This window comes from Microbacterium nanhaiense, from assembly GCF_014646015.1.
Lineage (GTDB): Bacteria > Actinomycetota > Actinomycetes > Actinomycetales > Microbacteriaceae > Microbacterium > Microbacterium nanhaiense.
Genome location: NZ_BMMQ01000003.1, coordinates 346960 through 361380, shown reverse-complemented (window position 1 = coordinate 361380; position 14421 = coordinate 346960). Strand labels below are relative to the sequence as shown.

13 protein-coding genes are annotated in these 14421 nt (G+C 69.4%); 3 read left to right on the top strand and 10 right to left on the bottom strand.

The window, feature by feature from the left end:
* Positions 1-2: 2 nt before the first annotated feature.
* Together IEX05_RS07370 and IEX05_RS07365 are read right to left on the bottom strand one after the other, a co-directional pair.
* Positions 3-1178 carry a CpaE/TadZ family protein gene (locus tag IEX05_RS07370; RefSeq protein WP_188700714.1) on the bottom strand — a complete coding sequence of 392 codons (1176 nt, stop codon included), beginning with the start codon at positions 1176-1178 and terminating at the stop codon, positions 3-5.
* Positions 1175-1861 carry an SAF domain-containing protein gene (locus tag IEX05_RS07365; protein WP_188700713.1) on the bottom strand — a complete coding sequence of 229 codons (687 nt, stop codon included), beginning with the start codon at positions 1859-1861 and terminating at the stop codon, positions 1175-1177. Before IEX05_RS07365 ends, IEX05_RS07370 begins: the two co-directional genes overlap by 4 nt.
* Positions 1862-1949: 88 nt before the next feature.
* On the opposite strand from IEX05_RS07365, the gene IEX05_RS07360 reads away from it, so the two are divergent.
* Positions 1950-2216: a helix-turn-helix domain-containing protein gene (locus IEX05_RS07360; RefSeq protein ID WP_188700712.1), complete on the top strand. Its 267-nt coding sequence runs from the start codon at positions 1950-1952 to the stop codon at positions 2214-2216.
* Here IEX05_RS07360 and IEX05_RS07355 read toward each other — a convergent pair.
* A complete protein-coding gene (locus tag IEX05_RS07355) occupies positions 2213-2806 on the bottom strand; it encodes a hypothetical protein (protein WP_188700711.1) in 594 nt (197 codons plus the stop codon). The two genes, IEX05_RS07360 and IEX05_RS07355, sit on opposite strands and share 4 nt — an antisense overlap.
* Before the next feature lie 124 nt (positions 2807-2930).
* Between IEX05_RS07355 and IEX05_RS07350 the strand changes: the two genes are divergently transcribed.
* The gene (locus IEX05_RS07350; RefSeq protein WP_188700710.1) at positions 2931-3344 is read left to right on the top strand and encodes an Rv3235 family protein; all 414 of its coding nucleotides are present in this window, start codon (positions 2931-2933) and stop codon (positions 3342-3344) included.
* On the opposite strand, the gene IEX05_RS07345 is transcribed toward IEX05_RS07350, so the two are convergent.
* From IEX05_RS07345 to IEX05_RS07320, 7 genes are all read right to left on the bottom strand, one after another.
* Positions 3345-4571: a pyridoxal phosphate-dependent aminotransferase gene (locus IEX05_RS07345; protein WP_188700709.1), complete on the bottom strand. Its 1227-nt coding sequence runs from the start codon at positions 4569-4571 to the stop codon at positions 3345-3347.
* A 62-nt stretch (positions 4572-4633) separates the two neighbouring features.
* The gene (gene secA / locus IEX05_RS07340; protein ID WP_188700708.1) at positions 4634-7339 is read right to left on the bottom strand and encodes a preprotein translocase subunit SecA; all 2706 of its coding nucleotides are present in this window, start codon (positions 7337-7339) and stop codon (positions 4634-4636) included.
* Positions 7340-7480: 141 nt separating this feature from the next.
* Positions 7481-8380 (bottom strand): hypothetical protein, encoded by a 900-nt coding sequence (locus tag IEX05_RS07335; protein ID WP_188700707.1) that lies wholly within the window; start codon positions 8378-8380, stop codon positions 7481-7483.
* 176 nt (positions 8381-8556) lie between these two features.
* Positions 8557-11454: an ABC transporter permease gene (locus IEX05_RS07330; RefSeq protein ID WP_188700706.1), complete on the bottom strand. Its 2898-nt coding sequence runs from the start codon at positions 11452-11454 to the stop codon at positions 8557-8559.
* Between the two features lie 11 nt (positions 11455-11465).
* Positions 11466-12284: an ABC transporter ATP-binding protein gene (locus tag IEX05_RS07325; RefSeq protein ID WP_188700705.1), complete on the bottom strand. Its 819-nt coding sequence runs from the start codon at positions 12282-12284 to the stop codon at positions 11466-11468.
* A complete protein-coding gene (locus tag IEX05_RS15435; protein ID WP_268237866.1) occupies positions 12281-12403 on the bottom strand; it encodes a hypothetical protein in 123 nt (40 codons plus the stop codon). The genes IEX05_RS07325 and IEX05_RS15435 overlap by 4 nt, the downstream gene beginning before the upstream one ends.
* Positions 12400-12987 carry a PadR family transcriptional regulator gene (locus IEX05_RS07320; protein ID WP_188700704.1) on the bottom strand — a complete coding sequence of 196 codons (588 nt, stop codon included), beginning with the start codon at positions 12985-12987 and terminating at the stop codon, positions 12400-12402. The genes IEX05_RS15435 and IEX05_RS07320 overlap by 4 nt, the downstream gene beginning before the upstream one ends.
* 117 nt (positions 12988-13104) lie before the next feature.
* Here IEX05_RS07320 and IEX05_RS07315 point away from each other — a divergent pair, with 117 nt between their 5' ends.
* Positions 13105-14421 (top strand): coiled-coil domain-containing protein, encoded by a 1317-nt coding sequence (locus IEX05_RS07315; RefSeq protein WP_188700703.1) that lies wholly within the window; start codon positions 13105-13107, stop codon positions 14419-14421.

Sequence of the window (14421 nt, the reverse complement as noted above, 5' to 3'; positions counted from 1 at the left end):
CCTCACAGCGTAGTCGCGAGTTTCCCGATCGCGTGCGCGAAGGGCGCCCTGCGGCGTGGCAGGATCGGCATGGATCCGAGCAGTGCCCGGTCCGCGGCACGCGGGTCATCGGGAAGAAAGTGGCACGCGTTCGCCGAGGCGAACCGCTCGAGGGCGCGCCTGACCTGCCCTTCGGCGTCGATCCCGAGCGGGCCGGTTCGCATGCGATTGACCGCGAGGATCCGCCGAGCCGGGGGCGCGATCTCGTCGAGGCGCGCGAGCCCGCGGATGAGGCGCGAGATCCCGACCGGGTCGCCGGCGCCGAGCGTCACGAGACTGTCGGCCGCGGTGATCGCGGCGAGCGCGGCCTGGTTGCGCCGCGGCGCGTCGATATCACTCGAGACGACCTCGTCGGTATCGAGCGCTGCCGCCACGTCGACGATGACGTGATCGGCCCAGCCGCGGGCGGCATCGAGCGCCGCTCGTACGCGATCCGCGGTGAGTTCCGGCCATCGCGACGGCCGGTTGATGCCGGCGAGCACCTCGATCGCGTTCTCGCCGATCTCGAGCGGAATGCTGAGTCTCGTCAGTTCCGGCCCGTCGAGCAGGCCGTAATCGGTCTGCCGACACGCGACGGGAAACCCGGGGGCCTCCTCGGACAGCGCGAGGCGCTGCGCGATGGACGGGGCGTGCGTGTCGGCGTCGACGAGCGCCACCCGCGATCCCCCTTTCGCCGCGGCGGCCGCGAGCGCGAGCGCGACGGTCGTTCGCCCCGGCGCGCCGTGCGGCCCCCAGACGACCGTGACGGCCCCGCGGGCGCCCTCGCGCGTCGGCGCGGTGATCGCCGGTGCCGCGATCGCGGCACGAATGTCCGCGCCGGACGCGTCGATCGGCAACGGATCCGCGAGCCCGAACGACGCGACGGCGCGGCGCTCTGTCGCGCGCTCGGCGAGGGCGACGATGCGGGCGCCGTGCCGATCGCAGAGCGCGATGACGGTCGCGACCAGGACCCCGCGCGTGGCGTGGAGGACGACCGTGTCGGCGTCGCGCAATGCCTCTCGCACCCGGTGTCCGGGCGTCGTCGTCGCGGCGAGGAGCTCGGCCGGCCGCACCAGCAGCTCGATCTCGATGCCGATGTCACCGAGCGCCGCGACCAGGCGCGACCCGTGCGGCTCGTCGGCGGCGATCACGACGCTCACGACGGGTCCTCGCTGGGCGAGGCCGAGGGCTCCGGCGTGGATCCCGCGGGCGCCGCCGCGCGAGGAACGGAGGCGGGGACGGCGCTCATCGCCGAACCGCCGGCGACGTGCTCGAGCACGATCTCGACGTCATCGCGGGCGACGACGACCTCGAGGTCCGCCCCGGCGCGGCTGACCATCGAATCGTCGACGCGCACCTCGGCGATGACGGCGTGCGGCACGATCACGAGGGGCTCACCGTACTCCCCCGGCCCCGTCAGCGGCGTCGCCCAGAGCTCGACCGCGGAACCGGCGACGACTCCGGCTGGCACGTCGAAGGCGCTGCGCACGACGAGGCTCGTGAGCTCGACGTCGTCGGCCGACCCGATCGCGGCCACGGGAACCAGCTCGCCCTCCGCGATGCCGCGCGTGGCGACCATTCCCTCAGCGAGGGCGGAGGGCTCGAGGTACTTCGGCTCCGCCTCACCGAGCCTCGCGTCGAGCGCCACGAGGTCGGCGGCCGTGACCGTCTGTCCTGGCACGATCGCGTGGGCCGCGACCAGCACGGGGCGGGTCGTGCGGGCTGCGTGAACGACCGCCCACACCCCGATTGCGGACGCCACGACGAGCACGATTCCGATGATGAAGCGCACGTCGAGCCAGAGCGCTCGGGGCCTGCTCGCGGCGCGTGAGGAAGTTGCCATGCCGCCGATGCTTGCAGAAATCGGGAACGGGCGTCGAAAGTTATCCACAGGGGGACGTGTGACCCCCGAATGGGCCCATAATGGGACCATGTCGTCCGTCCAGGGTTCGCTCTTCCTGTCCTCCGCGCAGGTCGCAGAGCTCCTCAGCATCACGCCGGAGGAGGTCGTCTCTCTGATCCACGAGGGCCGACTCCGCGGCACGCGCCTGGGCGAGCCCGCATCGTGGCGGGTGGAGAAGCAGAGCGTGCGCGACTACCTCGACGACGAGAACGAGGCCAGTCGCAGGCATGCTCTCTGGCATCAGTCCAACGTCGCCAGTCTGCCCGAGATCTGGGGCAGCAACGTCACGTTCTAGAGCTCGATGACCGATCGGTCGGTCGTGCGGATCCACGCGATCGCGCGAATCGCGACGGTCGCTTCTTCGCGTGAGGCATTCACGGCGGATCCCGCGTCGTGCAGCGCAATGTCGACGTGGTCGCCCGCCGCGTTCGACAGCGTGCCCGTGTAGCGCCCGCCGCGCACGGTGCCGAGGGTGGAGGCCGCCCGGCGGCGCGCGAGCAGCCGCAGGACGAAACCGATCCCCATCCGAGACCGCAACGGGTCCGGCGTGTGCCCCGTCAGCGACACGGCTCGCTCGGCTGGTGGGATCCGGACCTCGTCGATCGCATCCACGCGCAGGACGACGATGCCGGCGCTGTCTTCATCGACGCCGGCGATCCAGTCCGAGCCGGCGGCGCGCAGGATCAGTCGGTGCGACTCCCCCGCCGCGTCCCGAATCACGACGCGTGTGGCCGGCGTGAGCGCAGAAAGGCGGTCCCGCAAGGACAGCGCCGCGATGCGCGTACGCTCGGCCTCACCCGCCAGCGCGCCCGCCTCGAGCTCACGCTCGGAGGCGAATTGGTTCTCGAGGTCTTCGAAGAGGGAATCCCATCGCGCGTCCGACATACCGCGACAATACAGCTTGCACACAGGTCGCGCACGGGTGCCTCACAGGTATATATTCCTCTGGGCCGCCGCGCGTGTCGCGTGGTGGTGTTGTGTCATTCATCTCTAGTTCACGGAGAGACTCATGACCGCGCCCCGCTATCGCCACAGCCAGCAGATCCAGGAGATGTTCGCGCCGCAACCGACCGCGGCGACGCAGCTACCGGATCCCACTCCCCTCGTCGGCACGCTCGCCGGCGCGGTGCTGGAGGTGATCGCGGGCGTGAGGGACGTCGAGCAATTGGCGCGATGGTTCACCGAAGAGCCATATCTGAACCTCGTCATGCGATCCAACCTCGCGGCGCGCGCCCGCAGCGCGCGCGGCGAAACGGCGCGCCAGCCGGCCTACTCGCTGCGCCGGGTGATGTGCTTCTTCCCGGCAGACGGCGTCGTCGAGGCGACGGCGATCGTGGTGGGCCCTCTTCGCACCCGCGCGATCCCGATGAGGCTCGAGGGCTACGACAGGCGCTGGCGCGCGACGAGCATCGCGATCCTCTGACTACTGCTTGTAGGACGCGAGGAAGTTGCCGAGGCGCTCGATGGCCTCGGCGAGCACGCGGGGCTCGGGCAGATTCACGACGCGGAGGTGATCGGGCGTCGGCCAGTTGAAGCCCGTGCCCTCGACGAGCAGGATGTGCTCGGCCTTCAGCAGATCGTAGATGAGCTTCTTGTCGTCGTGGATCTCGTGCACCTCGGGGTCGAGACGCGGGAAGGCGTAGAGGGCGCCCTCCGGCTTGACGCAGCTGACGCCGGGAATGGCGTTGAGACCCTCCCAGGTGACGTCGCGCTGCAGGGTCAGACGCCCCTCGGGCGCGATCAGCGCATCGATCGACTGCACGCCGGTAAGCGCCGCGAGCACCGCGTGCTGGCCCGGACCGTTGGGGCTCAGCCGCGTCGAGGCAAGCAGCTGAATCCCCTCGAGGAATCCCGCGGCGTGGTCGCGCGGGCCGGTGATGACGAGCCAGCCGGAACGGTAACCGGCCACACGGTAGGTCTTCGAGAGTCCGTTGAACGTGAGCACGAGCAGATCGGGCGCGACCTGCGCCATCGAGATGTGCTTCGCCTCGTCGAAGAGGATCCGGTCGTAGATCTCGTCGCTCAGAATGAGGAGCGAGTGCTCGCGCGCGATCTGCGCGATGCCCTCAAGGACCTCGCGCGAGTACACGGCGCCCGTGGGGTTGTTCGGGTTGATGACGACGATGGCCTTGGTCTTCGGCGTGATCTTCGAGCGGATGTCCTCGAGATCGGGCTGCCATGAGTTGTTCTCGTCGGCGAGGTAGTGCACGGGCGTGCCGCCGGACAGGCTCGTCATCGCGGTCCACAGCGGGTAGTCGGGCGCGGGGATGAGCACCTCGTCACCCTGGTCGAGAAGCGCCTGCATCACCATCGTGATGAGCTCCGACACGCCATTGCCGAGATAGACATCATCGACGTCGAAGCGCGGGAAGCCCTCGACGTTCTCATAGCGGCTCACGATGGCGCGGCGCGCCTCGACGATGCCCCGTGCATCGGTGTACCCGTGCGCAGTCGGGACCGCGCGAAGCATGTCGCGCACGATCTGATAGGGCGCCTCGAAGCCGAAGATCGCGGGGTTGCCCGTGTTCAGCTTGAGGATCGTGTGACCCTCTTTCTCCAGCCGCGTGGCCTCGGCAAGGGCTGCTCCGCGGATCTCGTACAGAACATTCTGCAGTTTCGCGGACTGGTCGAGGGTGCGGAGGGCTGTCATTGAAACAGAATATGCCCGCCGCGGTGCAGCACGCACCACGGCGGGCATAGCCCCGGGAATCGTTACTTCTTCTTCGCCTGCTTGCGGCGCTCCTCGCGGTTGCCCGCGGCGGCGTCCGGCTTGTCGGCGATCACGGCGCCGTCCGCGGCGTGCACCTCGACGTCGCCGTCCTCGTCCGGGGCCGAGAACGCCAGCTTCCGCTGGTCGACGGGCGCTTCGTTACCGAGCCCCTTCGCCTCGATCTGCGTCGTGCCCTCCTCGGGCTTGTTGACCTTGACCTCGAGGTTGAAGAGGAAGCCGACCGTCTCTTCCTTGATCTGGCTCATCATCGTCTCGTACATCGCGTGGCCCTCGCGCTGGTACTCGATCAGCGGGTCGCGCTGGGCCATCGCACGCAGGCCGATGCCGTCCTTGAGGTAGTCCATCTCGTAGAGGTGATCGCGCCAGCGACGGTCGACGACCTGCAGCACGACGCGACGCTCGAGCTCGCGCATCGCTTCGGATCCGAGAGACTCCTCGCGCTTTCGATAGGCGATCTCGGCATCGCTGAGGATTTCCTCGATGAGCCCCTTCTGGTCGATCCCGCCCTTGCGGCCGCGCGCCTCGGCGACGACCTCTTCGATCGTGACGCCGACGGGGTACATCGACTTCAGATCGGTCCAGAGCGCGTCGAAGTCCCAGCTCTCGTTGTGGCCGGCGGCCGTGTGCCCCGCGATGACCTGCGTCAGCGCATCCTCGCGGAAGTGCTTGACGCGCTCGGCGATGTCGTCGCCCTCGAGGATCACGCGGCGGTCGGAGTAGATCGCCAGGCGCTGCCGGTTGAGAACGTCGTCGTACTTCAGCACGTTCTTGCGCGACTCGGCGTTGCGCGACTCGATCTGCGCCTGCGCGTTCTTGATGAGGCCCGAGATCATCCGCCCCGACAGCACCTGCGTGTCGTCGTAGTCGGTGCGCGCCAGCAGGCTGTCGGCCATGGGCGAGCGGAAGCGCACCATGAGCTCGTCCTCGAGAGAGAGGTAGAAGCGGCTCTCGCCGGGGTCGCCCTGTCGGCCCGAGCGGCCGCGGAGCTGGTTGTCGATGCGTCGCGACTCGTGCCGCTCGGTGCCGAGCACGTAGAGCCCGCCGACCTCGCGAACCTTGTCGCCCTCTTCCTCGACGCGCTTCTTCGTCTCGGAGAAGACCTCGTCCCACACCGCTTCGTACTCTTCGGCGTTCTCCACGGGGTCGAGCCCGCGCGCCTTCATCTCGGCGACGGCGAGGAACTCGGCGTTTCCACCGAGCATGATGTCGGTGCCTCGACCCGCCATGTTCGTCGCAACGGTCACGGCGCCGAGACGACCGGCGACGGCGACCACGTCGGCCTCGCGGGCGTGGTTCTTCGCGTTGAGGACCTCGTGCTTGATGCCCGCCTTCGCCAGGGCCTTCGACAGGCGCTCGCTCTTCTCGACGCTCACGGTGCCGATGAGGACCGGCTGACCCTTCTCGTGACGCTCGGCGACATCCTCGACGACGCGGTCGAACTTCGCCTTCTCCGTGCGGTAGATCAGGTCCTGCTGGTCGATACGCGCCATCGGCTTGTTCGTCGGGATCGCGAACACGCCGAGCTGGTAGGTCGACATGAACTCAGCGGCTTCGGTCTCGGCGGTACCGGTCATTCCCGCGAGCTTGTCGTAAAGGCGGAAGTAGTTCTGCAGCGTCACGGTCGCGAGCGTCTGGTTCTCGGCCTTGACCTCGACGCCTTCCTTCGCCTCGATCGCCTGGTGCATGCCCTCGCTGTAGCGGCGGCCCGCGAGGATGCGGCCCGTGTGCTCGTCGACGATCTGCACCTCGCCGTTGATGACGACGTAGTCCTTGTCGCGCTGGAACAGGGCGATGGCCTTGATCGAGTTGTTCAGGAAGGAGATCAGCGGCGTGTTCGCCGACTCGTACAGGTTGTCGACGCCGAGGTAGTCCTCGACCTTCTCGATGCCGGGCTCGAGCACGCCCACGGTGCGCTTCTTCACGTCGACCTCGTAGTCGACGTCCTGCTCGAGCGTCTTCGCGATCTTCGCGAACTCGGTGAACCACCGGTTCGCCTCTCCCGCCGACGGACCGGAGATGATCAGCGGGGTGCGCGCCTCGTCGATGAGGATCGAGTCGACCTCGTCGACCAGCGCGAAGAAGTGGTCGCGCTGCACGAGGTCTTCCTTGCGGGAGGCCATGTTGTCGCGCAGGTAGTCGAAGCCGAACTCGTTGTTCGTTCCGTAGGTGATGTCGGCGGCGTACTGTTCGCGGCGCACCGCCGGGGTCTGGCCCGCGATGACGATGCCGGTGGTCATGCCGAGGGCGCGGTAGACGCGGCCCATGAGCTCGGCCTGATACTTGGCGAGGTAGTCGTTCGTCGTGATGACGTGCACGCCCTTGCCCGCGATGGCGTTGAGGTATGCCGGGAAGGTCGCGACGAGCGTCTTACCCTCACCGGTCTTCATCTCGGCGATGTTTCCGAGGTGGAGCGCCGCACCACCCATGATCTGCACGTCGTAGGCGCGCATGCCGAGCGTGCGGTTCGCGGCCTCGCGGACTGCGGCGAAGGCCTCGGGCATGAGGTCGTCGAGCGACTCGCCCTTCTCGAAGCGTGCTCGCAGCTCGGCCGTCTCGTTGCGAAGGTCTTCGTCCGTCAGCTCGGCGTAGCTCGATTCGAGGCCGTTCACGGCGTTGACGATGCGCTGGAGCTGGCGCCGCAGACGCCCCTCGCCCGCGCGGAGCAGCTTCTCGAACGGATTTGCCACGTGTCACTCCCAATTTCGCTGCGGCGAGCGCATCGCCCGCCGGCTGCCCTCCGGCCAGCGGATGGCATACTCGCCCATGTTATCCGCCGCGGGCTATGCGCGCGATCCGCTCCGCCGGTGCGCCGACATTCGGTTTCCGCGTCATTCGAGCGGCGCGACGCTCCACACCGTCACGCTGTTGCTGTCCGCACTGTAGGTGAATCGGAGAAGCGTGTCTTCGGGATAGGCGTCGGTGGAGAGGCGCATGCCCGAGTAGGTGTCCTCGCTCTCCGTTCCTGCGAAGAGGTCGACGGAGACGTCGAGGCGGGGTGACCCGCACGCCGACCCGCCTGCGTAGTACATGGAGTCGGCGGCCTGCTCGCGGATCTGCACGACCTGCAGACACACGGTGCCGGGCGGGAGGTACGGCGACAACTCGTTCGTCTCGACCTGCCGGTGGGTCATGATCTCGATGTCGTCGCCGATGGATCCGAAGTACGTTACGTCCTCCTCCAGCTCCCCGGTCTCGGGATTCACCCCGACGACGTAGAAGCCGCCGCCGCTCTCCGTAAACCTCTCCGGCATCTCCGTCGGATGCAGTTCCGCCACGAACTCGGAGGGGTCGCCCGGCCCCGCATGCCGCGCCACGCCCGCGGCGTATCCCCCGCCCCAGCCGGCGATACCCGCCGCGAGCATCACGATCACCGACGCGACGCCGATCGTCGCGATAAGCGCCGGGGTGAACAACCGGCGGAGGCGCTGCCGGCGGCGCTCGGCGACAAGCGCCGTATCGACGCCGTCGCGGAGCCGGGCCGCCGGTTGCGGAGGTCGGGGCGGGATCACTGCTCCCGTGGCCGGTGCGGGCGAGGCGATCGCCGCGTCCGGGTTCGGCGACGGCCGCGTTTCGTCGCCACTTGCGCCGTGGCCCGACGGCGGATCCGGGATCCGCAGGGCCGCCTCGAGCTGCGCGAGCCGGACGCGCTCTGCCGCGCTGAGGTCGTCGCCGCCGGGCCCATAGGCGCGACGCTGCAGCTCGGAGAGTTCGGCATCGAGATCCGGCATATCCCGACACTATCCGTCCGCGTCGCTCCCCACCCCATTCCGACAGGGAATCCGCTCCTGACCTCGGACGGAACAGCAGATTCCGCGTCCCGAGCACGCCGCCCCACCATTCCGGTTCCAAAATCTGCTGCCCACCTCGTGGCGAAGAGCAGATTTTGGAACCGGAGTCTCGCGGATCAGGCGATCGCGGTGCGGCGGGTGAGGTCGGGCGCGCGCGGCGGGACGAGCCAGCTCACGAGCGCGACCGCGACCGGCAGGACGAGCGCGAGCAGGCCGTACCAGAGCCACGGCACCTCTGTGAAGGCGAGTCCCTCCTGCCCCGTGCCCTCGAGGATGAAGACCACGCCGAGCACCGGCATGAGGCCGGCGACCGTGCCGACGATGCAGCCGAAGGCCGAGATGACGAGCGCCTGCCAGCCGTTGACCGAGCGGCGTACGCCCGGCGAGGCTCCCACCGCCGTGAGCGTGGCGTCGTCGGGCCGGCGCTCCACGCGCGAGAGCCCGAGCGAGACGGCGCTCGCGGCGATCACGAGCACGGTGACGGCTCCCAGGATCAGCCACAGCCAGGGCGCTGCGGCGGGCGGTCCCTCGGCCTGGCTGAACGACAGATCCACCGACATCTCGTCGGTCGAGCGCGAGAACGTCTCCGATTCGGCGCTGGCGCGGAGGCTGTCGAGCTGCGCCGTCGTGATGCCTGGGAAGTCGGCGACGACCATCGAGGGCGTGGCCGTGATGCCGAGCTCGGCGGCGGTATCCGGCGAGATGTACACCTGGTGCGACTCGTCGAACACCGTCTCGGTGTCGATGAGAATGCCGTCGCGCGTCTCGGTGTGCGCCGCCGACGGGAGCGAGGCGGGGTCGGCCTCGGGGTCGAAGACCGCGTCCGACATGCCCTGCACGTCTTCGGGGCGCCAGCTGTTGACGACGACGGAGCCGTCCTCGGTGAGCCACTGGGGGTTCGTGACGATCACGGCACCGCCCGCGAATGCCGACCGGTCGGCCGCCGAGATCTCGGTCCCGAGGGCGACGTCGAGCCCGTCTGGGGCGACGATCGCGAACAGCTGGTTGCCACCGCCGGACCGCTCATAGAAATTCGCAGAGCACTCGTCCGTGGCCGCGCAGTGCTCGGGGCGCGCGATCTCGGGGGTTGTGAGCATCTGCCCGCCGTCGAACCGCATCTCACCGTCACTGTCGGAGGTGTAGCTCGGGCCGGCCGGGACCGAGACGACGACGGTCGAGCCCGCGCCCTCGTCGCGGAGGATCTGCGTCGCGTCGTCCGCGAGCGCGGCGAGCGCGGGTGCGACGGCGGCCGGATCCTCGATGAAGAGATCGTCATCGTCGGAGATCACACCGCCGCTCATCCATGCGACAACGGACCCGTAGGGCGCGATCGACGAGTGCCCCTCCGCCTGCATGTTCGTCAGCGTCGCGACACCGCCGATCGAGGCGGTCGCGAGAAACGCGCACGCCGCGATAGCTCCGAACGACGGCACCGAGCGGCCGGGATTGGCAACGGCGTCGCGAGCGGCTAGCCGCCCGCCGAGCCGGCCGCGGCCGAGCAGACGCGATACCTGAGCGAGGAGCCAGTGCCCGGCCGTGACCACACCGATCTGCAGGAGCAGCGGACCGAGGATCATCGCGATCGTCCCGACCGGGTAGACCTTGTCCGTCAGGGCCAGGTCGCGCGTCGGCAGGTTGTACGTCACGACGAGCCCGATCACCGCGACCACGACAAGCGCGGCGCCGGCGATGATGAGGCCAAGCCCCACCTTCGGACGCTTCGCCGAGACCGACACGGGTCGGCGCGCTCCGCGGAGCGCCGCGAGCGTGTCGCCGCGGGTCGCGTTTCGCGCAGGAAGGAGCGCCGCGAGCGTCCCGACGACCGACGCGATGATGATCAGCCCGACGAGCATCCACCACGGCACCTTCAGGCCCCAGGTATAACTGAGCGACCCGTCGCCGAACCATTCCCGGGCGAGCGCCGCGAGGCCGATGCCCGCGCCGGATCCGAGCAGGCCGCCTGCGAGGCCGAGGATCGTGCCCTGGAACAGCACGATACGGAACACGTCGGCGCGGGAGGCGCCGACGCTCGCCGCGACGGCGAGCGAGCGCTGCTGGCGCTTCGCGGACACCGAGAAGGCAGCTCCGGCGAGCAGCAAGACGAGGTAGGTGCAGAACACGAGCGTCGCCGTGGCCGCCGAGTAGAACGCCCATGAGCTTCCGCTTCCGCGTTCCAGTACGGGCTGACCTCCGTCACCCGGACGCTGAACGAGCGCGCGGTCGAAGACGATGATGCCCTGATCGTTGAGGTCGTATACGTCGCCGGCCGTGGCGTGCCAGCCCTCGGCGTACCACGTCGTCCCATAACCATCGAGCTCGTACGCGTCGCCGCGGCCTGCGAAGAGCACGGACTCCGGGTTCTCCTCCAAGCGACTCGACATCGTGCCGGTGACGGTCACGGTCTGTTCCGGTTTCGTCATCTCGACGGAGTCGCCAACCTTTGCACCCAGGCGTTCGAGCGCCTCGGGCGTCGCGAGCACCTCATCGGCGGCGGTCGGCGCGCGTCCCTCGAGGAGCGTGTATCTCCCCTCGAGGAGGGGATCCCAGGTCTCGCCGAGCACGACCTGGAAGGCGCCAATTCCCGCAACCGTTTCGACGGCAGCGGATCCCAGCTCGATGCGGACCAGCCGGTCGGCGTCGATGACGTCCGCCACGTCGGCCGGAGGCTCGATCCAGTCGTGGCTCGAAGCTGCGTCGTATTCGAACTGAGCGTTCGGATCGTCGAGATACTGTCGAACCCCGCTCGGCATGCCCGGCGCCTGCACCCAGGCATCGGCCTCGCCGAGCTCCGCGTCGACCCTCTGCTGGGCGGACGGGGACAGGCTCTCCGCATAGACGGCGGCTGCCGCAACACCCGCCATGGGCAGCAGGACGAGCAGGACCACGAGCACGCTCGATGGCCACGACTTGAGCGACTGCCGCATCGACATCTTCAGTGCCATGCGCCAGCGCAGCATGCCGCCGCGCTCGCGCTGCTCGGGCGGTCGCGGATCCGGGAAGGTGCTACGCGTCATGCGCGGACCGCTCATCGTCGTGCCCCAAGCAGTGACTCGGCGCCGTCGCGGCGCGACTCGTCGACGACTCGGCCGTCGCGCAGGAAGACGATCCGATCGGCCCAGGCCGCGTGGCGGGCCTCGTGCGTGACGAGCAGGCCCGCGGCCCCCTCGTCGACGCGTGTGCGCAGCATCCTCATGACGGCCTCGCCCGTGACCGAGTCGAGGGCCCCGGTCGGCTCGTCGGCGAGGATCAGGCGACGGCCGCCTACGACGGCGCGGGCAATGGCGATGCGCTGCTGTTGTCCGCCCGAAAGGTCATCAGGAAAGGCGTTGTGCTTCTCCCTGAGACCGACCGAGTCGAGGGCCACCTCGGCCATACGCCGGGCCGCACGTGCCGGGTCGCCGTCGAGTTCGAGCGGCAGCGTCACGTTCTCAATGGCCGTGAGCGTGGGGATGAGATTGAAATCCTGGAAGACGAAACCGAGCGATCGGCGCCGCAGGCGCGCCATCTCCTTCGCGTCGAGGCTCGACAGCGCGCGCCCCTCGACGATCACCTCCCCCGCCGAGGGCGGCTGGAGGCCGCCGGCGATCGACAGCAGCGTCGACTTCCCGGATCCCGATGCGCCCATGATCGCGACGAGCTCGCCCGCGCGAATCTCGAGATCGATGCCGGCGAGCGCCGTCACGGCCTGCTCACCGGATCCGTACACGCGGGAGACGCCCACGAGGCGCAGCACCGCGTCGGTTGGGGGCGTCTGTGACGGAATCGAGGCTGCACGCGCGGCCTCGTCAATGCGCTCCTCGGTCGTGCGGGCGTCGCGCCGCGAGCGGCGGCTGTCGTCGTTCATGTGGGCTCTCCTTCGGCCGTGCTGCTCTCGGTGGCGGCGCTGTCCGGATCCCGCTCCGCGGGGATCTCGAGCGCGAAGTCGGCGACCACGCGGGCCGCCGGGACGGGCGCGTGGATCACTTCTTCGCCTCCCGGACCGGCCGGCCGCGCCGCGCCGGCTCGTCCGCGATCGCGATCGGGGCGACGGGCGTCAAGCGGAGGCGCTGCTCGGTGTGGTCGAGCCACCGGATCTGCGCCTCGGTTTGGAAGATCATCGAGTCGACGACGAGCGACCACGCGAGCTCTTCGGCACTGTCGGCGGACCCGGCATACTTTGCACGGTTGAGTTCCTGCAGGTGTCGGAGCGACGCAATCCGCTGGGTCTGCACGATCGCGCCGACATCCACCCCGGGCAGGGTGGCGGCGAGGGCGAGCTTGATCGCGAGTTCGTCGCGCGTCCCCTTCGCGGCGGGAACGGGCGAGTTCAACCAGCGATTCGCCTCGTCGCGGCCGGCGTCGGTGATCCGCCAGAACACGTGCCCGTCGTCGTCGGCCTCGCCCCGCTCGACGAAGCCGTCGCGCTCGAGCCGGTCGAGCGTGCTGTAGATCTGTCCGACGTTGAGCGGCCACGTGCCGCCAGTGCGCCGATCGAACTCGGCGCGCAGCTGGTACCCGTAGCACGCCCCCTGATCGAGAATCGCGAGCAGGCTCTGTTTGACGGACACGGGCGCCTCCTTGTCTATACCGAGTATGTGTTTACCGAGTATATACATACGAAGTATGCGCCGCGAGGACGGGCCCGGGGATGACGGCGCATATCCGGCGCACACTAGAATCGATCCATGGCTTTCTGGGGCAAGCGCAGGCGCGAAGAGCAGGAGCGGCAGGATGCCGAGGATCAGGTGCTGGCCGTCAAGGCGCAGAAGGCCCTCGTCGCGACCGACGAGCGGATCCGCACGACCCGAGACGAGCTGGCGTTCGCGCAGGCCGAGCTCGGCGACGGCGCCACCCAGGATCTTCGCGATGGCCTCGACGCCGTCGCCCGTCACATGCGCGAAGCGTTCGAGCTGCACCAGCTGAACCACGACCACATCCCCGATACGCCGGAAGAGCTGCGCACGCGCAACGCGCGCATCGTGCAACTGTGCGAGTGGGCGGAGGACGTGCTCGACGAGCGCACGGCCGTTCTCAAGGAGCGCATCGAGAAGATCCGCGAGGCCCCGCGCGTGCGCGAGAGGACCCGCGCCGAAGCCGAGCGGATCGCCGAGCGCCTGCCGCAGGCGGAGCAGACCGTCGAGCGACTGAAGCTGCGCTACTCCCCTGAGGCCCTCCAGCGCATCGGCGCGAACCCCGCGGAGGCGCGCCAGCTCGTCGACTTCGCGCTGCACTCGTGCGATGTCGCGGAGCGCCGCCGCGACGCCGGCCGCAAGGAGGACGCCCTCGTCGCGCTCGAGACGGCGATCGAGGCGGTGCGTCGCGCGCAGAGCATCCTCGACGCGGTGGACGACTTCGAGATCGAGGCGATTCGCACCCAGAACACGCTCGCCGACGTCGTCGCCGACTCGCGGGCCGACATCGCCGCGGCGCGCCGCGAGCGTCAGACGCCGGCGGTCGTCGAGGCGGCGACGAAGCTCGACCAGGCGCTTCGCGCGCTCACCCCTCCCGGATCCGCGGGCGACCCGTTCACGGAGCTCGCACACATCAGTGCGCTCAACAGCGAGCTGGACCACGCGCGCGAGCGAGCACAGCGCAACATCCCCTCGATCGATCACGTGCGCCACGACATCGATGCGGCGGACCGCGCGATCTATTCGGCGCGGAGCCTCGTCGAGGGTCACCGCGAGCTGATCGGCGCGGACGCCCGCACTCGCCTCGCCGAGGCGGAGCGCCTCCGGGTCGACGCGGGCACCCTCGTCGCCGATGAGGACACCCGCGAACGCGCGCGCGACATGTCGCGCCGCAGCGTGCAGCTCGCCAACGAGGCGCTGCAGGTCGCGCAGCGGGACATCGATCAGGCCCGCCGCGGCGGGTTCGGCGGCTACGGCGGCGGCCAGGGCTGGGGCGGCCCGCAGCAGGGCGGCATGTCCGGCGGCAACATGCTCGGCGGCCTCATCGGCGGCGCGATCCTCGGTGGCCTCATCGGCGACATCTTCGATTGA

Excerpts from the sequence above, each read along its gene's own strand:
- IEX05_RS07365 (WP_188700713.1), bottom strand. The coding sequence starts at position 1,861 with ATGGCAACTTCCTCACGCGCCGCGAGCAGGCCCCGAGCGCTCTGGCTC.
- IEX05_RS07360 (WP_188700712.1), top strand. The coding sequence starts at position 1,950 with ATGTCGTCCGTCCAGGGTTCGCTCTTCCTGTCCTCCGCGCAGGTCGCA.
- IEX05_RS07355 (WP_188700711.1), bottom strand. The coding sequence starts at position 2,806 with ATGTCGGACGCGCGATGGGATTCCCTCTTCGAAGACCTCGAGAACCAA.
- IEX05_RS07350 (WP_188700710.1), top strand. The coding sequence starts at position 2,931 with ATGACCGCGCCCCGCTATCGCCACAGCCAGCAGATCCAGGAGATGTTC.
- IEX05_RS07345 (WP_188700709.1), bottom strand. The coding sequence starts at position 4,571 with ATGACAGCCCTCCGCACCCTCGACCAGTCCGCGAAACTGCAGAATGTT.
- IEX05_RS07335 (WP_188700707.1), bottom strand. The coding sequence starts at position 8,380 with ATGCCGGATCTCGATGCCGAACTCTCCGAGCTGCAGCGTCGCGCCTAT.
- IEX05_RS07330 (WP_188700706.1), bottom strand. The coding sequence starts at position 11,454 with ATGACGCGTAGCACCTTCCCGGATCCGCGACCGCCCGAGCAGCGCGAG.
- IEX05_RS07325 (WP_188700705.1), bottom strand. The coding sequence starts at position 12,284 with ATGAACGACGACAGCCGCCGCTCGCGGCGCGACGCCCGCACGACCGAG.
- IEX05_RS07315 (WP_188700703.1), top strand. The coding sequence starts at position 13,105 with ATGGCTTTCTGGGGCAAGCGCAGGCGCGAAGAGCAGGAGCGGCAGGAT.